The organism is Natrialba hulunbeirensis JCM 10989, assembly GCF_000337575.1.
GTDB lineage: Archaea > Halobacteriota > Halobacteria > Halobacteriales > Natrialbaceae > Natrialba > Natrialba hulunbeirensis.
Genome location: NZ_AOIM01000014.1, coordinates 173,264 through 191,757, shown reverse-complemented (window position 1 = coordinate 191,757; position 18,494 = coordinate 173,264). Strand labels below are relative to the sequence as shown.

General features: G+C 61.5%; 13 protein-coding genes and 1 pseudogene. 6 read left to right on the top strand and 8 right to left on the bottom strand.

The window, feature by feature from the left end:
- Positions 1–77 precede the first annotated feature (77 nt).
- The 3 genes from C483_RS05680 (at position 78) to C483_RS05670 (ending at position 3,473) form a co-directional block, all read left to right on the top strand.
- A complete protein-coding gene (locus C483_RS05680; protein ID WP_049912462.1) occupies positions 78–896 on the top strand; it encodes an IclR family transcriptional regulator in 819 nt (272 codons plus the stop codon).
- Positions 897–1,057: 161 nt separating this feature from the next.
- A complete protein-coding gene (gene rocF / locus C483_RS05675) occupies positions 1,058–2,047 on the top strand; it encodes an arginase (RefSeq protein WP_006652401.1) in 990 nt (329 codons plus the stop codon).
- Positions 2,048–2,147: 100 nt separating this feature from the next.
- Positions 2,148–3,473 carry a class-III pyridoxal-phosphate-dependent aminotransferase gene (locus tag C483_RS05670; RefSeq protein ID WP_006652400.1) on the top strand — a complete coding sequence of 442 codons (1,326 nt, stop codon included), beginning with the start codon at positions 2,148–2,150 and terminating at the stop codon, positions 3,471–3,473.
- Positions 3,474–3,647: 174 nt separating this feature from the next.
- Here the strand turns inward: C483_RS05670 and C483_RS05665 are convergent, their stop codons facing one another.
- Positions 3,648–4,448, bottom strand: coding sequence for an enoyl-CoA hydratase/isomerase family protein (locus tag C483_RS05665; protein ID WP_006652399.1), 801 nt, complete (start codon positions 4,446–4,448; stop codon positions 3,648–3,650).
- Positions 4,449–4,742: 294 nt separating this feature from the next.
- Positions 4,743–5,993, bottom strand: coding sequence for an RNA-guided endonuclease InsQ/TnpB family protein (locus C483_RS05660; protein ID WP_006652398.1), 1,251 nt, complete (start codon positions 5,991–5,993; stop codon positions 4,743–4,745).
- A gap of 425 nt (positions 5,994–6,418) precedes the next feature.
- Here C483_RS05660 and C483_RS05655 point away from each other — a divergent pair.
- Positions 6,419–7,173, top strand: a pseudogene (locus C483_RS05655) (IclR family transcriptional regulator).
- 28 nt (positions 7,174–7,201) lie between these two features.
- On the opposite strand, the gene C483_RS05650 reads toward C483_RS05655, so the two are convergent.
- Entirely contained in the window at positions 7,202–7,990 is a 789-nt protein-coding gene (locus C483_RS05650; RefSeq protein WP_006652396.1) for an enoyl-CoA hydratase/isomerase family protein, read from the bottom strand.
- A gap of 193 nt (positions 7,991–8,183) precedes the next feature.
- Here C483_RS05650 and C483_RS05645 point away from each other — a divergent pair, with 193 nt between their 5' ends.
- Positions 8,184–9,317, top strand: a complete 1,134-nt coding sequence (locus tag C483_RS05645; RefSeq protein ID WP_006652395.1) for an acyl-CoA dehydrogenase family protein — start codon at positions 8,184–8,186, stop codon at positions 9,315–9,317.
- A gap of 71 nt (positions 9,318–9,388) precedes the next feature.
- Here C483_RS05645 and C483_RS05640 read toward each other — a convergent pair whose 3' ends face one another.
- Complete coding sequence (locus C483_RS05640) at positions 9,389–10,264, bottom strand: 3-hydroxyacyl-CoA dehydrogenase family protein (protein WP_006652394.1); 876 nt, start codon at positions 10,262–10,264, stop codon at positions 9,389–9,391.
- Positions 10,265–10,378: 114 nt separating this feature from the next.
- Between C483_RS05640 and C483_RS05635 the strand changes: the two genes are divergently transcribed.
- Positions 10,379–12,079, top strand: coding sequence for an acyl-CoA mutase large subunit family protein (locus C483_RS05635; protein WP_006652393.1), 1,701 nt, complete (start codon positions 10,379–10,381; stop codon positions 12,077–12,079).
- Between the two features lie 409 nt (positions 12,080–12,488).
- On the opposite strand, the gene C483_RS05630 is transcribed toward C483_RS05635, so the two are convergent.
- The 4 genes from C483_RS05630 to C483_RS05615 all read right to left on the bottom strand — a co-directional run bounded on the left by C483_RS05630 (position 12,489) and on the right by C483_RS05615 (position 18,472).
- Positions 12,489–13,502, bottom strand: a complete 1,014-nt coding sequence (locus C483_RS05630) for a hydroxyacid dehydrogenase (RefSeq protein WP_006652392.1) — start codon at positions 13,500–13,502, stop codon at positions 12,489–12,491.
- A 185-nt stretch (positions 13,503–13,687) separates the two neighbouring features.
- On the bottom strand, positions 13,688–15,763 hold the full coding sequence (locus C483_RS05625; protein ID WP_006652391.1) for a TRAP transporter permease: 2,076 nt from the start codon (positions 15,761–15,763) through the stop codon (positions 13,688–13,690).
- A 53-nt stretch (positions 15,764–15,816) separates the two neighbouring features.
- Positions 15,817–16,869, bottom strand: coding sequence for a TAXI family TRAP transporter solute-binding subunit (locus C483_RS05620; RefSeq protein ID WP_049912449.1), 1,053 nt, complete (start codon positions 16,867–16,869; stop codon positions 15,817–15,819).
- A 394-nt stretch (positions 16,870–17,263) separates the two neighbouring features.
- Positions 17,264–18,472 (bottom strand): CaiB/BaiF CoA transferase family protein, encoded by a 1,209-nt coding sequence (locus tag C483_RS05615; RefSeq protein ID WP_006652389.1) that lies wholly within the window; start codon positions 18,470–18,472, stop codon positions 17,264–17,266.
- Between the last annotated feature and the right edge of the window lie 22 nt (positions 18,473–18,494).

Here is an 18,494-nt window from a genome sequence, read left to right as displayed (position 1 = left end):
TCTCCGACCACCTCGAGCAACCCGCTGCGGCATTTGATATCTGCAAACTTTAAGACGATCCTCGCGTAGTGATGGGTATGACAGCCGGGTCGCCCGGGAACGGGGCCGAGAACGAACGCGACGGACCGCGCCAGATCAAATCGGTGCGCACAGCAGCGACGGTTATCGACGTCATCAAACAACACCAGGGCGGCAGTCTCGCCGAGATTTCGCGAGAACTCGAGTTAACCAAGGGAACGGTCCACACCTACTTGCAGACGCTGGTCGAGTGTGGGTTCGTCACGAGAGAGGACGGGGAGTACCGGCTGAGTTTTCAGTTCATCGCGCTCGGCGAGCACGTTCGAAACGAGACCGACCTCTACATGGCTGGCCACAACGAGGTCGACGAACTCGCAGAGCGGACGGGCGAGTACGCCCACCTGATCGGCGAGGAACGAGGGCGCGAGACGGTGCTCTACGAGAGTCGCGGGGAGTTCGCGGTCGCGATGGATTACCATCTCCGGATGCGCGAGACCCCCCAGCATCTCCACGACACAGCAGCGGGGAAAGCAATTCTCGCGCACGTTCCTGTCGATCGGCGCGATGAAATCCTCGCGAACCAGGAGTTCGAACGGCAGACGGCGAATACGATTACGGACGCAGCCGAGCTTCGCGAGACGCTCGCTGACATCCGCGAGCGAGGCTATGCGCTCAACGACGAGGAAGAGATTCGCGGGATGCGCGCGGTTGGTGCGCCCGTGCTCGATCCCGATGAGACGGTCGTCGGTGCAGTCAGCGTGACGGCACCGACGAGTCGGCTGAAGGACGAACGGTTTCGCACGGAGATGCCCGAGCGGGTGATGGAAACGGCGAACCTGATCGAGGTCAACCTCGAAACAGCGCGGTTCGACAGTTGAGAGGGGATAGGGTCGGCCCGTCCGGTAGTCACCCCGTCTCGAATTTGCAAAGAGATATATGACCGTCGCCCGGAAATTCTGACAGTAGCTATGTTCGAGCAGAGACAGCCAACGGATCTTCGAATAAGACGAAACCGGCCACGAACGGTGGGTGACGGGCGATGAGCGCCGAAGACGGGAACGGCACCGGTTCGAATGTGACCGGTGACCGAGACACGACCCGCACCGCACGACTGCTCGGTGTTCCGCTCGACCTGGGCGCGAACCGCCGCGGCGTCGATATGGGCCCCTCGGCGATTCGCTACGCGAATATCGCCGCCGAACTCGACGCAGCCGGCGTCGGCTGTGTCGACGATGGCGACCTCGAAGTCCCACGACTCGAGACGAGTTCACCCGTACCCGATGTGGATGACTCCGAGGCAGCCTCGAACGCGAAGTATCTCGACGAAATCGGCGGCGTAACGGCCACGCTCGCAGATGCCGTCGCGACGACGATCGACAACGGTGCAACACCGCTCGTCCTCGGTGGCGACCACGCAGTCGCGATGGGTTCGATGTTCGGTGCCGGCCGCCACACGGATGACGGGATCGGCGTCATCTGGTTCGACGCCCACGGCGACTACAACACGCCCGCGACCTCGCCGAGCGGAAACGTCCACGGAATGCCCCTCGCCGCCGCCCACGGCCGTGGCTCGTTTGCCGACCTCGACTGGGCCGACACGGACGCCGTCAGCGAGGAACATACCGTCCTCGTCGGCATCCGGAGTCTCGACGAGGAAGAACGAACTGCACTGCGCGAGAGCGAGGCCACCGTCTTCACCATGCGCGAAATCGACGAACGCGGCATCACCGCCGTCGTCGAAGACGCCCTCGAAATCGCCACCGACGGCGTCGACGGGATCCACGTGAGCCTCGATCTGGACTGGCTCGACCCAACGGTCGTCCCGGGTGTCGGCACTCCCGTCCGCGGCGGCGTCGACTACCGCGAAGCTCACGCCGCACTCGAGTTAGTCGCCGAGCGCGACCGCGAGGCAGACATTCTCCGGTCGATGGGCGTGGTCGAGGTGAACCCGATTCTCGACCGAGATAATCAGACGGCGGAGGTTGCAGCGGAACTTGCGGCCAGTGCGTTCGGGAAGCGAATTCTGTAGCGCTGTGCTGTCTGGCTGTTCTGCTATCGGCGTTTGTGTTCGATTGCAGTCAGTCCGGAAAATCCACCTATTTTAAGCCCCCCGGTGACAACCACCATGCATGCGACGCGAGACAGCAGAGCCGAGTGTATCGCAACTGCCAGGTCCGGCTGCATCTGAGTGGGTCGAGTATCACCAGCAAGCGGCAGCCACGAGCACGTACGTCTACGATTTCGTCTGGGACATCACCGCCGACGCGGAGGGGCCGTTCTGTACGGATCCCGATGGTAACGTCCTGCTCGATTTCACGAGCCACGTGGCCGCGGCACCACTGGGGTACAACAACCCGCTCCTGATGGAGAAGTTCGAGGAGTTCGACCTCGTCGACCCCCTCAAAATCGCCGGTCATGACTTCTACGTCAGCACTGGTGGCTCGCCCGACGACGCAGCGCTTCCCGGGCCATCCCACCTGATAAACACACTGACGGACATTACGGATCACTACGACATGGACACCGTTTTCCTCTCGAACTCCGGGGCGGAAGCGGTCGAGAACGCGATCAAGCTCTGTTACGACAACTGCGAGCAGCCCAAGTACGGCCTGACGTTCGAGGGGGCCTTCCACGGCCGAACCCTCGGGGCGCTCTCGCTGAACCGCTCGAAGTCAGTTCATCGGCGTGACTTCCCCGAGATCAGCGGCATTCACGACGTGCCCCCCAGCATGGATGGCATCGAGCGCCTCCGTGAGAAGCTCGATCCCAAGAGCGGCCACATTCCGCCGGAGCAGGTCGCGTACCTCATCCTCGAACCGGTCCAGGGCGAAGGCGGCTACCGCGTCCCCGACGACGAGTTCATGCGCGCGGTGTCCGACCTCTGTGCAGAACACGACATTCCGCTGATCGCCGACGAGATCCAGACCGGCGTCGGCCGGACCGGTGAGATGTGGGCGTCGGACCACTACGAGTTCGAGCCGGACGTGATCACCAGCGCCAAAGCACTCCGCGTCGGTGCAACGATTTCGCGCGAGGAACTCTTCCCCGATGAGGAGGCCCGACTCTCCTCGACCTGGGGTGCCGGCGACATCATCGCCTCGATGCAGGGGACGCTCACCCTCGCCGCAATCGAGGAACACGACCTCATCTCCCACGCTGAGAAACAGGGAACGCTGCTCGTCGACCTCCTCACCGACGTCAAGGAGAGCCACGAGGCCGTCGTCGACGACGTTCGCGGCCTCGGACTCATGGGTGCAATCGAGTTCGACACCGCCGAGCGCCGCGACGAGGTCGTGGAGGCTGCACTCCAGCGCGGCCTGCTCACCCTCGGCTGTGGCAAGAAAACGCTGCGACTGCTCCCGCCACTCGACGTTCGCGACCGCGAACTCGAGATCGCAACCGATCTCCTCGAGGACTCGATCGCGGCGATCGAACCCGCTACGGTTGCGAACTAGGGGAGACGACTCGGCTCGCACTCGCACTCGTGCTGTCGAATCTGACCGCCAGCACAGTCGACTAGCAGTGAGCCGTCGCACTATCACCCGGCCGACGGCCGCCCCACTGCCTCGGAGTGCCGTCGTCCAGCTACACGATCACAATGGTACCGCACGTACTCGTACTGCGACTGCTTACCGGCCTTTGAACTCCGGCTCGTACTCGTCCTCGGCGAACGCCCGCGCCCCCTCCTCGTGATCGTTCGTCTCGAGTAGGCTCCGGAAGAGTCGGCCGTCGTAGGCCCGCCCCTCCTCGAGTCCGGTCTGCGTTGAAATCGCTGCGGACTCCTTGATCGACTGGATGGCCAGCGGCGGCTGCGAGGCGAGTTGCTCGGCGAACGCCTGTGTCTCCTCGTCGAGATCGTCGCCGTAGACGCGGTTCGCGAGGTCGATTTCGGCCGCGCGCTCGGCGGAGATGTGCTCGCCGGTCATCGCGAGTTCCTTGGCAGTCGAGGGGTCGGCGAGTTCGGCGAGGTACTGCACGCCACCAGCACCGGGCAAGAGTCCGAGATTCACCTCGGGGAAGCCGAACGAACTTTCCTCGTGTGCAAATCTGAAGTCACAGGCGAGTGCCGTTTCGAGGCCGCCGCCGAGACAGTAGCCGCGAACCTTCGCAATGACCGGTGCTGGGAATTCTGCGATGAACTCGTAGTGACTCTGGCCGGATTGCTTGCCGGGACTCGAGTCACTGAACTCGGTGACGTCGGCGCCAGCGCAGAACGTGCCGCCCGCCCCTTCGACGATGACCGCGCGGAGCGCGATGCCGTCGGTCTCGTTATTCTTGGACTCGAGCCACTCGAGACTCCCGACAAGGTCCTCGCGAAGCTGGGTGTTGAGCGCGTTCAGCGAGTCGGGCCGGTTCAGCGTGATGTGGCCGACGCCGGTGTCGTCGTCGAACGAGGCGAGCGTGGTGTCGAACTCGGTGTCGTGGTCCATAGCCGAGACCACGGTAAACAGTCACATAATTTTGTCGACCAGTACAGCGGCCGCGCCGTGTTTGCCCCTTCTACTCATCTACGAGAAACCGATGAGTTCGAATTTACTATAGCAACAGGAGATTCATATCTATTTCTCCCCGAAATTGATGCCGCGTTCTGTGGCCCGCTATCGTGGTCTATGGCACGATCCGCCAGCAAAACACTACCTCCGATTTCTCTTACCAGCGAATACATGAGTACACCTGTGAATCGCCTCGGGGTCAAGTGGTTCGAGAATCGAAGATTCTCGTCATCACGAGAGAGCTTTGCTCTCTCGATCGACCCCGAGGCTTCCTGCTTCGATGACGCGCTTTGCAGACACCGAAGTGGTGTCCGTAGGGAGCACAGTCTCCACAGGCGTGTCTTCGGGCCATCCCAGCCCTAGTTCAGAAAAGCCGCGTTGAAGGACGTTCATCGCCGCATTCGCATCCCGGTTACACTCGAACCCACAACTTGGACAGGAGTGTTCCCTGACCCAGATTGGCTTCGCCGTCTCCATACCACACGACGCACATTCTTTCGTCGTACCTCGTGCTTCGACCTGCACGACGTGACAGCCGTATAGGTCGGCTTTGTATTCGAGGAGGATGATGAATTGCCGCCACGCTGCATCTTGCTTGTTGCGAGCGTTATGCGAGTCTTCCAACATCCCCTTCACGTCCAAATCCTCAACGAACACCGCGTCGTACTCACGGACAAGCCACGTTGTAATCTTGTGCTGGTAGTCCAGCACCTTCCGGCGGATGTGACGCTTGACCGTCGCCACTTCCCGACGCTGTTTCTCGTAGTTGTTCGACCCTTTCTGCTTCCGTGAGAGCGTGCGTTGCTCGCGGCGGAGTCGCTCGTACTCGTCTTCAAGGTCGAGCCAGTCCACGGTCGTGCCGCCGCTGGTGTGGATGTAGTTGAGAATTCCGAGGTCGATACCCACGCTGTTGCTTGAATCTAACTCGTCCAGCGCGGGTTTCTCGGGTAAGTTGGCGTCATCAGTTTCGAGGCCGAAGGAGACAAACCAGTCACCGGTCGTCTCTTTTTTGACCGTGACTTCTTTGATGTCTGCCTCATCCGGAATTGTGCGGTGGTAGCGGATGCGGATGTCGCCGATTTTGGAGAGCCAGAGTGTCGCGTGTCGGCCACTCGTGTTTTTGAGTTCGAAGCCAGACTGCGAGTATGTCATACTCTGAAACTCCCTCGGTGACTTCCACTTGAGCCTCCCCACTTTGTTCCCGTTTTGTTTCTGTTCAGAGAGGCCGTCGAGGTTCTGGTAGAACCGTGTGACGGTTCGTTGCAGAGCCTTCGAATTGACTTCCGAGAAGACAGAGAACTCGTCTTTCCAGTCGGGGAGTCGGTAGTGGTGTTTGTACGCGGAACCGATGTCGTCGGCGTCCACGTGTTCGTACTCGTACCGGGTGTAGTTGTACGCTTGGCGATGAATGTCGATGTGTCGTTCCAGCTCAGCCGCTACCTGTTGTGTTGGATAGGTGAGGTAGCGGTGACTGTACTCCATCGCTATCTTTTGATTCAAAGTGTATTCATTTAATTGTTTGTATGTCTGCCTATCGGATTCAACCTGGGAATCAACCCCCGGGTCATTCTCCTATACTGCTTGTAAAGGCTGATTGCGGCACGGCTGCCGTTCTCCAATCTGACTTGACCAGACTAAATTCCGGGAATACCGAATACTACCAGTACCGAGTTTCGACCGTGACGTCAGACGAACGTCACTGGTGGGACGAGAGAGTGGGTACTCGAGTACCACCCACTGGCCACAACTGAGCTGTGACACGGTAGGTGGCGGACTCGAACGAGTACGCTGCCAGTGAATGCTGTGATGAACTACGGGTCAATTACCTGCGCATCAGTCCCGATTTTGTCGTAGGTACTTCCGGGAGAGTCAAAAATATTCTATCGGTGACCGGAGAAAGAGCGATAATAGCAGACACACCAAATCGTTCCGTCGCGGGGCGTTCACGATCGTCGACGAACTCTCGGAGAACGGCGGCGGTCGGGCCTCGGAGCTTGCAGACCGCCTCGAGATGCCGGTGAGCACGGTCCACGACTACTTGCAGGCGCTCGTCGATACGGGGTACGTCACCGTCGAGGAAACGGACAAGGTGTACCGACCCTCCACTCGATTTCTCGAAGTTGGCCACCGGCAGCGCCACCGGTTTGAGGTCGTCAAAGCTGTCCGGGACGAACTCGCGGCCGTCGCCGAGGAAACCGGTGAGCACGTGACGCTGTTGATCGAGGAGAACGATCAAGCTGTCATCCTCGCCGTGCAGGAGGGCTCGGAAGCCATCACGTTGTTCGCCTATCCCGGTGCGCGGATGCCCCTGCACGTCACCGCGCCGGGGAAGGCGATGCTCGCCCACATGGATCCCGAACGAGTCGAGTCGATCCTCGGCCGCGGCCTCGTCGAGATCACCTCGCAGACGGTTACCGATGCCGAGGTTCTGCTGGAGCAACTCGAGTTAGTCCGCGAACGAGGGTACGCAGTCGACGAGGGGGAGCGAATCGCGGGGATGGTCTGTATCGCCGCGCCGGTGCTCGATAAGCGCGACGAACTCCGGGGCGCGATCTGTGTCTGTGGGCCGGAAAGCCGGCTCGACGAGACGAGGCGGACGGAAATCGCGGACGTCGTGAAGCGGGCGGCGAACGTGACGCAGGTGAATCTGGATTACGTCTGATCAGGGCCGCTCGCTGTGCAGGCCGCTCTCAGTAGCCGACGAACTCCGGATCATCCTCACCGAAAAATGCACCGAGTCCGCGCTCGTAGTCCTCCGTTCGGGCCGCCTTCGCGATGGCGTCGGTCTCCGCAGCCAGATGGGACTCGAGTCCCCGCTCGTAGCTCTGGGTCAGCAGCCGGCTGGCGGTGCCGAGTGCGTGCGTCGGGCCGCTGGCGAGGTCGGCTGCGAGGTCGGCGACGTGGTCGTCGAACTCCTCGGATGGAACGACCTCGGTTGCGAGTCCGAGGTCGACGGCCTCCTCGGGGCCGATCGGCTCGTCTCGGAGGACGATTTCCTTCGCGTTCCGGAGGCCGACGAGTCGCGGCAGGAAGAACGTCGAGCCGCCGTCGCCGGTGAGCCCGATGCCGGGGTAAGCGAATCGCAGGGTCGTGTCCTCGCCGAGGATGAGCAGGTCAGGCATCAGCGCGAGACTGAAACCGATTCCGGCGGCGATGCCGTTGACAGCGCCGACGACAGGTGTCTCAGTTTGTTGGAACTGGATGACCGCTTCGTGGGCGCGGCCGGCGAGCTGACGCAACCGCGCCGCGTCAGAATCGTCGCCCTCGAGTTGGGCGAGATCCGCGCCGGAGCCGAAGAACTGGCCCTCGTGGGTGAGGACGATACAGCGCGTCTCCTGGTCTTCGCCGAGGTCGGCCGCGACCGCGATCAGTTCGTCGGCCATCTCGAGTGTGAGCGAGTTGCGGCCGGCGGTGCTGTCGAGCGTTACGGTGGCGACGCCGTCGTCGTGATCGACGGTGAGGTTCTCGTAGTCCGTCATGTTGGGCGGGGATTCGTGGCGGTGTTGGTTAACTGTTATCGTCGGCTGAGCCGGTGATTCTGTTCCAGGTCCAGGTCCAGTACGTGCGCGAGCAGCGCTAGACACTGTTCCGACATCGCCGGAAACGGATCCGCGGCAGCGTGCGTTCTCCCTGAATCGGACACTTTAGTAGGTCCCTCGCGAATATTCGTCCATGGAACTAACGAGTGAACAGGAGCTTATTCAGCAGACGGTCCGAGAAGTCGTCGAAAACGAGGTTCGAGAGGGTGTTCACGAAGCCGACGAGTCGCAGACGTTTCCCGAGGATGTCTGGGACGAACTGGCCGACCTCGACCTGACCGGCCTCACCGTTCCCGAGGAGTACGGCGGGATGGACGTCGACGAGGTCACGTACAGTATCGTCAACGAAGAACTCGCCTACGGCCATCTCGCGGTGGCGACGGCGCTGTCAGTTCACTGCCTGGCAACGTCGTGTATCCGCGAATTTGGCACCGACGCCCACCGTGAGAAGTGGCTCCCGGAGATGGTCTCGGGCCGCCCCGTCGGCGCGTTCGCGCTCTCGGAACCCGACGCCGGCTCGAACCCGGCCGAGATGACGACGGAAGCCAAACTCGACGAAGACGCCGGCGAGTACGTCATCAACGGCAAGAAACAGTGGATCACGAACGGCGAGCGCGCGGGCGTCGTCGTGCTGTTCGCGAAGACGGACCGCGACGACCCGAATACTGTTACCCAGTTCCTCGTCCCGAAGGACGCCGACGGGCTCGAGGTCGGCAAGAAGGAGGACAAACTGGGACTGCGCGCGAGCGACACGACGACGCTCATCTTCGACGATGTCCGGATTCCGGCGGAGAACCGACTGACAGAGGTTGGGTCGGGACTCAAAGCAGCGTTTTCGATCCTCACGGGTGGCCGGATCGCCATCGCGAGCCAGGCCGTCGGCGTCGCGCAGGCGGCACTCGACGCCGCGACCGCGTACGCGAACGAGCGCGAGCAGTTCGGCCAGCCGATCATCGAGCACCAGGCGATCGGTCACAAACTCGCGGACATGCAGACCGACGTGCAGGCGGCCCGCCTGCTCACCCGCGACGCCGCGCGCAAGAACGAGGACGACGTCGACCCGACGGCGGCAGCCATGGCGAAGTACTTCGCCAGCGAGGCGGCCGTCGACGTGGCCAACGAGGCGGTGCAGGTCCACGGCGGCTACGGCTACACGAAGGATTTCGACGTCGAGCGCTACTACCGCGACGCGAAGATCACGACGATCTACGAGGGAACCAGTGAGATCCAGAAGAAGATTATCGCGCGTGATCTGAAGTCGCGCTGAGGCGATCCGAAGTCGAACCGAGGATCGGACGTTCTCGTCACTCTACTCGTACTCGTAGACGTCGCCTGACTCTACTCGTACTCGTAGAATCCCTTCCCCGTCTTCTTACCCAACTCACCCGCCTCGACCTTCCGCTTCAGGAGGTAGGCCGGCTGGTAGCGATCCCCGAGTTCCTCGTGCAGCGTCTCGGAGGCGTGCAGACAGATGTCGAGGCCGATGTGGTCGGCCAGCGTGAGCGGCCCCATCGGAACGTTCGTGCCGAGTTCCATTCCCGCGTCGATATCTTCTTTCGTGGCTACGCCCTCGTCGTAAGCTCGGATCCCCTCGTTGAGCCAGGGCATCAGAATCCGGTTCGTGACGAATCCCGGCTTGTCGTCGGACTCCCAGGTGGTCTTCTCGAGTGCCTCGGCGAACTCGTGGGCCAGCGCAGTGATCCCGTCGGTCGTCTTCTCGCCGACGACGACCTCGACGCCCTCCATAATCGGGACGGGGTTCATGAAGTGCAAGCCGACGACGCGCTCGGGGCGTTCGGTCGCGATCGCGATTGACGTGATCGAAATCGTACTGGTGTTCGTCGCCAGCACGGCCTCGTCATCGACGAGGTCGTCGAGGTCGGCGAAGACGTCGCGTTTGACGTCGAGGTCCTCGAGTGCGGCCTCCACGACGAGGTCGCAGTCGGCGAGGTCCGCGAGGTCGGTCGTGCCCTCGATGCGGTTTCGGATCGTCTCGGTGTCCTCGCCGTCCGGGAGTGAGTCGCGGTCGTCGAGGCGACCGAGGCTGTTCTCGATGGTCTCGAAGCCGTTTTCGACGTACTCCTGTTCGATATCGCGGACGATAACGTCGTAGCCGTGCGTTGCGGCGACCTGTGCGATGCCGCTGCCCATCGTTCCGGCGCCGACGACGCCGACGCGGTCGATCGAATCCAGGCTTCGGTGGTCCTGTGACATACGCTGCTGTGCTGTCACGATCAGTATAAGTGTGCCGAATCGGCACCCAACACCGGACGACCGTTCAGAGAGTAACAACAAGACTTTAGATTCTTGCCAGAGATGTCCACACTAATGTTCGACCAGGAAGAGATAGACCAGATTCGCGAACAACGGGAACGGTGGGCCGAGGACACACTCGAGCCGACACTCGAGTCCCACGGCGAGCGCCAGGACCGATTCGCGACGGTCTCGAACCACGAGGTCGACCGACTCTACACCCCCGAGGATATCGCGGATCTCGAGTACGACGAGGATCTCGGATTCCCGGGTGAGCCGCCGTACACGCGCGGTCCATACCCGACAATGTACCGGGGGCGGACGTGGACAATGCGCCAGTTCGCCGGCTTCGGGACGGCAGAGGAGACGAACGAGCGATTCCACTACCTGATCGATCAGGGACAGACGGGGCTCTCGACGGCGTTCGACATGCCGTCGCTGATGGGGATCGACTCGGATCACCCGATGAGCGAGGGTGAGGTCGGGAAAGAGGGCGTCGCGGTCGATACCCTCCGAGACATGGAAATCCTCTTCGACGGGATCGACATCAGCGAGGTCTCGACCTCCTTTACGATCAACCCGTCCGCGGCGGTCATCTACGCGATGTACATCGCGCTGGCCGACCAGCAGGACGTCCCACGCGAGGAGATCCGGGGGACCCTCCAGAACGACATGCTGAAGGAGTTCATCGCGCAGAAGGAGTGGGTCGTCCCGCCGAAACCCTCGCTCGAGGTCGTCACCGATACCATCGAGTTCGCGGTCGAGGAGACACCGAAGTTCCACCCAGTCTCCATCTCCGGCTACCACATCCGCGAGGCTGGCTCGACGGCTGCCCAGGAGGCCGCGTTCACGCTCGCGGACGGCTTCGCCTACGTGGAGGACTGTCTCGACCGCGGACTCGATGTCGACGAGTTCGCGCCGCTGCTCTCCTTTTTCTTCAACTCCCACAACTCGATCTTCGAGGAAGTCGCGAAGTTCCGCGCCTCGCGCCGGATCTACGCCCGCGTGATGGACGAGTGGTACGACGCCGAGCGCGACGAATCGAAGCGCCTCAAGTTCCACACGCAGACCGCCGGTCAGTCGTTGACCGCCCAGCAGCCGTTGAACAACATTACCCGCGTCACCATTCAGGCGCTCGCCGGCGTTCTGGGTGGTACGCAGTCGCTGCACACCAACAGCTTCGACGAGGCACTGGCGCTGCCGAGCGAGAAGGCAGTCCGCGTCGCCCTGCGCACTCAGCAGATCATCGCCGACGAATCCGGCGCAGCCGACATCGTCGACCCGATGGGCGGTAGCTACGCGATCGAGAAGTTGACCCACGAGATGGAAGCCGAAATCATGGGCTATATCGAGGATATCAAGGAGATGGGCGACGGCTCCGTCCGCGACGGCGTCCTCGACGGCATCGACCAGGGCTACTTCCAGCGCGAGATTCAGGAGTCGAGCTACGAATACCAAAAGCGCGTCGAGCGCGGCGACGAGGTCGTCGTCGGCGTCAACGAGTACACCATCGAGGAGGACACCTCGCCCGAGATTCTCAAAATCGACGAGACGACCCGCGACCGACAGCTCGGGCGTCTCGAGGAGGTCAAAGAGGAGCGTGACGACGAGGAAGTTGACGCGACACTCGAGTCGCTCTCCGACGCGATCGAAACGGACGAGAACGTGATGCCGTACATCGTCGACGCGGTGAAAGCCTACGCGACGATGGGGGAGATCATGCAGGTGTTCGAAGACCATCACGGGGCATATCAGGAAGAACTGAGTCCGGTCTAGTTTCACTTTTAGAAGATAGCTCTCTTTCAGACATATCACATAGAACCCCTTCTGATCGGTTACGCAACTATATCACGAAACAGGCGCCAAAAGAACACAACGGTTGCATCTCTCACCTTCTTACTTATAGCATCTCCGACAGCGTGGAACCCGAGTACGGTCGAAGAAAACGCCACCACAACGTTCTAAAGTCACATATGGGGCGGTTACTGTGATTCCAGTGACGAGTGGAGAGTATACGACCACCTCTGTTACCTATTCGGTTTCCTCTGTGTCTCCTTACATTCAGGAACTGACCGGTGGGAGGCTACTCGAGTACATCCCAGATTCGTCGTCGAGTCGGTGTTTTGATCGACTGCGATTCCGCTGTCAAGTCGTCTCATACTTTCCCGTGACGACACCGCAACACTCACAGCGACACGTCGTTGATCGTCGTCGCCGGCAGTTCACCCTCGAAGACGGATTTGACGTTTTCCGCCGCCTCGAGGCTCATGTTTCGCAACGACTCTGTGGTCTGCGCGCCGATATGCGGCGTGAGAATTACGTTCTCGTGCTCGAACAGCGGCCCCTCCGTCGTCGGCGGCTCCGCCTCGAAGACATCGATCCCTGCCCCGGCGATGGCGTCGGACTCGAGTGCGTCCGCTAGCGCGTCGCGGTCGACGACCTCGGCACGAGCGGTGTTTATCAGGATGCCTGACGACGATAGGTGCTCGAGTTCATCGTGCGAGATGGCGTGTCGCGTTTCGGGCGTCAGCGGGGTGTGGATCGAGAGCACGTCCGCGCGATCGAGCAGGGACTCGAGTGAGTCGACCGCTGAGATAGAGTCGGGTAGTGTCTCCTCGTCGACGTAGGGATCGTAGGTGAGACAGGTCATGCCGAGGCCGGTAGCGAGGTCGGCGACGATGCGGGCGATGTCGCCACAGCCGAAGAGACCGATGGTGTCGTCGCGCAGTTCGTCGGTGGTGCCGTGGCCCTCCCACTCGCCGTTGCGGAGGCGCCGATCAGCGCCGAGAAGGCGACGGCGGACGGCGAGCATGAGCGTGATGGCGTGTTCGGCGACGGCGCGGGAGTTGACCCCGGGCGTGTTGGTGACGACGACGCCGTTGTCGCTGGCGGCGGCGACATCGATGTTGTCGTAACCCACGCCGTGTTTGGAGATGTGTTTCAGGTTCGAAGCGCGGCCGATGAACTTGGCGTCGAGCCGTTCGATACGGGTGACGACGGCGTCGAACTGGTCGGCGGTGGCGAGGAGGTGCTCGTGGTCGTCGAACTCGTCGATGTGGGTTGTCGTCGCGAACTCCTCGAGTAGCGCTGGTCCAGCGGGGTCGATCGTTGCGGGAAGGAGGACGTGCCACTGCGATTGTTCGTCTGTTTCTGCAGGCTCACCGTCGGCTACGGCTGGGTCTGCGTCCGGGTCTGACATATGCCAATGTGGTGCGCTCAGGCGGAAATAGCATGTGGTCGGTGCAAACAGGGGCCGTGACCGACTGTGTCGTCTCGGGCACAGGTGCTCGAAAAGAAGCGGTGATCGTACACCGCATATCACGTCGCGCGAGAAGGTGATAAAGAATCGAGACGCGAGAAGCCGAAGAACTGAGAGACGTGGCGTTACCGACTGGTACTCGAGCCGCCCGGAACCGGCTGGTCACTCGAGACGTACTTCTCAGTGAAGAAGATCGCGACGAAGATCGCGATGCCGGCGAGTTGGCCGATCAGGTCCGGGTAGACCATGATGAACGCGCCGAGCCAGAACAGCCCGAAGCGTATCGGGATCTTGTACCGACGATCGAGCCGGAACGGGTAGTTGAGGCCGTAGATCATGGTGATCGCGCCGAGCAGGATAGCACTCGCCGCGATCAGCGACTGGGTCCCGATCTCGGTCGAGACGATCTCCGGGTGGTAGATGAACGACAGCGGGAGGACGAAAAGCGGTGCGGCGATGGTCATCGCCGTCGCGCAGGTCTCCCAGAAGTTCGACTCCGCGATCCCGGAGGCGACGACGACTGCGATCGCCACCGGCGGGGTGACGCCGGCCATGACGGCGGCGTAGAACACCATGTAGTGGGCGGCCAGTTCGGGCACGCCGAAGTCGTTGACGAACGCCGGTGCCACGAGCGTCGAGGTGATGACGTACGCGGCGACCGTCGGCATGCCGACGCCCATCACGACGCAGACGAGCATGCCGAGGATGACGGCGATCAACAGGACACCACCGGAGATGTCCATCAACATCAGCGCGATCTTCGAGGGGACGCCGGTGACCATCAGCAGGTCGACGACGCCGTTGACGGCGGCCAGGATGATGGCGATCGGTGCGAGGATGATCGCACCGCGGCGGAAGCCGCCGACGGTGTTCCAGAACTCGGTGACGAACGCGTCGACGACGCGGTACTCGCGAACCGAGCGGAACGCGGGTCGAATGGACCCCGTCGACCACGAGTCGTCGAGTTGGACCTTCGTGGACTCCTTGCCCGTTGCGGTCAGATAGAGCGACTGCAGGACGGGGGTCCCGATACCGAGAACGACCATCGAGATGACGGTCCAGAACGCAGACGTCGGCACGGTCCACTGCAGGACGCCGAGCATGGTGATCAGGACTGCGAACGGAATACCAAAGCGGATTCCTTCGACGATTTTGTCCGTGCGCGAGAGTCGCTCCTCGAACAGATCGTCGAACTCGAGATCCTGGCTGCTGACCTCGCGGATCGAGGTGTAGTGGACGGCGACGACGATACTGGCGACGAGAATCGCAGCGGGGAGGAGGCCGGCGACGATGACGTCGACGTAGGCGATACCGAGGAAGGAGGCCATGACGAACGCGGATGCGCCCATCACTGGCGGGAGGACCTGTCCGGAGGTCGATGCAGTGCCTTCGATTGCCGCGGCGGTTCGTGGACGGAGGCCGCTGTCCATCATCGTCGGGATGGTGAACGATCCCGTCATACCGGCGTTTGCGGCGTAGCTACCGTTGACCGAGCCGATAATCGCGCTGGCGAGGACGGCGGTCTGGGCGACGCCGGATTCGATGTACTTCGCGCTCACGATCGCCATTCGGAGGATGAGATCGAACGCACCGTAGGCGAACAGGAGGCCGGCATAGAGGAGGAACGGGGCGATCAGTGCGGCGGTGAGCTGGGTCAGCGAGCCGAAGAACCCGGCGAGGTCGGTGATCAACACCTGGAGCATGTACTCCGAGTTGATGCCGGCGTGGCTGAAGATGCCCGGCGTGACCTGGCCGAACAGGGCGTACAGCATTGCACCACCGACGAGTCCGAGGAAGACCTTGCCATAGGATCGCCAGGTCAGATAGAGGATGACCGCGACGACCATCCAGGCCAGATGGTACTCGTGCTCGAGCGCCCAGCCCTGTCGGTTGATGTAGACGTCTTCGAAGTTGGTGAACAGGTACGCACAGGCGACGATCATCACGCTCGCACAGGCCGCCAGTATCAGGAGGTCAATATAGTCCTCGTCTGCGATCGACTCCGTAGCCTCGTTGAGGATGTAGAGGAAGAGGATCCCACCGAGGAAGACGACGGCGAACCGGGCGCGAGTCATCGACTGCGTGTACGCCCAGACGAGGATCGCCACCCAGAATATGACTGCACCAACGGTAATCGCGTTGTTGATAGAGCGTATCGTGGTGTCCTGGAAGTCGGTTAGCGATTTCGTATTTGTACTCATTCTTTCTGTAAGTTCTGCGTTTATTCGGTATAAAAACCGTCTCGAGAACGGCGTTAGTTGTAGTTACCGGCTTCGTCGGGGTCACCGATGACCCAATCGTCGTTCCAGGCGTCGTTATCCTGGTAGTACTCGGCTGCACCAGGGTGCCATGGGTAGTCGTCGATGGCCGCCGACGTCATTGCGTCGAGGTCTTCCGGAACGAATCGTGGCTCGGCATCTCGTGCCGTATCACCGTGCTCGTGAGCGATTCGGGTGAGTTCGTAGACCTGCTCTGCAGGCGTGTCGTGATGGAACGTAAACGTCACTTCGAGGTCCCAGGAGGCGACCTCGTCGGCGCCAATGTCCTGATCCCAGTTGAAGTCGTCTTCGACGTCGTCGTATCGCGAGAGGCCAGCACCGGGGTACTCCTCGATCGCTTCGACGAGTGCGTCCGTGTGCTCGACGTAGCGGACGTCAGTTCGCGCGTCGTACTCGACGACGAAGCCGGTGTTGCCGACGCCCGGCGTCCCGTATGCGATTGCGGCGTCGATGTTCCCTTCCTCCATTGCACCGGGTGCGTCGTCGACGTCCATGTCGACGATTTCCATCTCCTCGTAGACATCCTCGACCTGTGGCATCGACCAGACGTCGAGCGTCGTTGCACGGGTCGAGTAGCCCGGCTCGGCAGGATAGACATTTGCGCCCGCGAGGTCGTCGAACGTTTCGATATCGGTGTCTTCGCGAGCAACGACGTAGATGCTGTAGGGGAACGCCAGAAAGCCCTGCCACGGAATCGTATCCACCGGATCGTCGGCGAACATGTCGTCACTCCCCATCGCTTTCGACATAGTGTTGGTGTCGACGATTCCGCCGTCGACCTGCCCCTCGTTCATCCGGTAGGTCGTCCCGACGTAGCCCGGACTCTCGACCGTCGAGTACTCAACATCCTCCCCGTGGTCGGAGACAGCCTGTTCGAACCCGAGGCCGACGTCCATCGTCCCGCCAGCAGAGGTACCCATTCGAACAGTGTTTCCGTCGTCATCACCCATACAACCCGCTAAGGCGAGTGCCCCGATCGCTGCACCGCTCTGTAGGACACGCCGCCGGCTGGTGTTACCAGTAGACATGGTAACTCAACCATAGATCTTACATCGTATATAATCTTTGGTAGTATATAACGTATCATAATATGGATATAGAAATGTCGGATTCGGTCGGAAAATTGTTGATTTAACACGCTGTCGGAGGCTATCTACATCTTATCCGATGAATGTCGATATTTTAAATCCTTGTTCGCTATTGACGGATTTTATACGTGGCGTTGTATATAACTATTATTCAGTATTGTGATGACGTGACTATTTGTCTCACAGGACGATCACGTACTCATCGATTCACTCGGTAGAGAACACACCCCGCGGCGAACGGTCGTTGGGCTCCGGTCACGGCGTTCGAACCAGAATTGCTGAACGATTGAACGCCACCGCGTGCGTTCGCTCTATCAGTTGAGTGTGGAGGAAATTAGTTCTCGGACCCGCTGCGGACGGCTGTGAGTGCATCAGCAGAGAGGACACTCGAGAGCACCGGCTCGGTGTGCTCGCCGAGCTGTGGTGGCTCGTGGCCCGAACGGGTCGTCGATCCGGAGAACTCGATCGGACAGAGCGGGAACGGAAGGTCGACGCCGTCGATCGTGAGATCGTCGAGCGTGCCGCTCTCTTTGAGGTGCTCGTCTTCGAAGACGTCGACGGTGTTCTGGACGGGTGCCCCTGGGAGGCCCTGGTCGCGGAACAGGTCGAACCACTCGTCGTTCGTTCGGTTCGCGAAGATCGGCTCGAGTTCGGTCGTCAGCGCGTCCCGGTTGGCGACGCGATCATTGTTGACGGTAAAGCGGTCGTCGTCCGCGAGGTCGGGACGATCGATGGCCTCACAGAACCCGGTCCAGGTGTCGTCGCTGCCGATCGCGACGGCGAACCAGCCGTCTGCGGTCTCGAAGGTGCGATACGGTGCCAGCGAGGGGTGGACGGTTCCCTGACGGGGGTACGGCTCCTCGGTGACGAACGTGCGACCGGCGCGCTCTGTCAGCCAGGAGACCAGCCCCTCGAACATCGGCACGTCGATGTACTGGCCCTCGTCGTTGTACAGCGCCGTCGTGATGCCGATGACGGCGTACATACCGGCGCAGATGTCGCCGATCGGAATCCCCGGCCGCGCCGGCGGGCCATCCGCCTGCCCGGTAATGCTCATGCTGCCCCCGAGCGCCTGCACGACCATGTCGAACGCCGGCATATCGCGGTACGGCCCCGCGAGAAAGCCCGAGATCGAACAGTAGACCAGATCCTCGTTGACTTCGCGGAGGTCTTCGTAGCCCAACCCCCACTTCTCCATCGTGCCGGGCCGGTAGTTCTCGATGAGCACGTCCGCGCTCTCCGCGAGGGACTCGAGTGCGGCCGCGCCCTCCTCGGAGGCCATGTTGAGTTCGATGCTCTGTTTGCCCCGGTTGAGCGAGGCGAAGTAGGCGGTGATCCCCGAGTCGCCGATCTCGGGGCCGACGCTTCGCGTGATGTCCCCGCGTGTGGGGCGTTCGATTTTGATGACCTCTGCGCCCATGTCCGCCAGGAGCTGGGTCGCGAACGGACCCGAGAGCATCTGCGTACAGTCGATGACGCGGACGCCCTCGAGTGGCGTGTTCGCGTTCGGTGCCGCGGTCGGTGTCGACGTCGGGGGTGCCATCGTCTTGGATGGTGTTCTCACA

Excerpts from the sequence above, each read along its gene's own strand:
- C483_RS05680 (WP_049912462.1), top strand. The coding sequence starts at position 78 with ATGACAGCCGGGTCGCCCGGGAACGGGGCCGAGAACGAACGCGACGGA.
- rocF (WP_006652401.1), top strand. The coding sequence starts at position 1,058 with ATGAGCGCCGAAGACGGGAACGGCACCGGTTCGAATGTGACCGGTGAC.
- C483_RS05670 (WP_006652400.1), top strand. The coding sequence starts at position 2,148 with ATGCGACGCGAGACAGCAGAGCCGAGTGTATCGCAACTGCCAGGTCCG.
- C483_RS05665 (WP_006652399.1), bottom strand. The coding sequence starts at position 4,448 with ATGGACCACGACACCGAGTTCGACACCACGCTCGCCTCGTTCGACGAC.
- C483_RS05660 (WP_006652398.1), bottom strand. The coding sequence starts at position 5,993 with ATGGAGTACAGTCACCGCTACCTCACCTATCCAACACAACAGGTAGCG.
- C483_RS05650 (WP_006652396.1), bottom strand. The coding sequence starts at position 7,990 with ATGACGGACTACGAGAACCTCACCGTCGATCACGACGACGGCGTCGCC.
- C483_RS05645 (WP_006652395.1), top strand. The coding sequence starts at position 8,184 with ATGGAACTAACGAGTGAACAGGAGCTTATTCAGCAGACGGTCCGAGAA.
- C483_RS05640 (WP_006652394.1), bottom strand. The coding sequence starts at position 10,264 with ATGTCACAGGACCACCGAAGCCTGGATTCGATCGACCGCGTCGGCGTC.
- C483_RS05635 (WP_006652393.1), top strand. The coding sequence starts at position 10,379 with ATGTTCGACCAGGAAGAGATAGACCAGATTCGCGAACAACGGGAACGG.
- C483_RS05630 (WP_006652392.1), bottom strand. The coding sequence starts at position 13,502 with ATGTCAGACCCGGACGCAGACCCAGCCGTAGCCGACGGTGAGCCTGCA.
- C483_RS05625 (WP_006652391.1), bottom strand. The coding sequence starts at position 15,763 with ATGAGTACAAATACGAAATCGCTAACCGACTTCCAGGACACCACGATA.
- C483_RS05620 (WP_049912449.1), bottom strand. The coding sequence starts at position 16,869 with ATGTCTACTGGTAACACCAGCCGGCGGCGTGTCCTACAGAGCGGTGCA.
- C483_RS05615 (WP_006652389.1), bottom strand. The coding sequence starts at position 18,472 with ATGGCACCCCCGACGTCGACACCGACCGCGGCACCGAACGCGAACACG.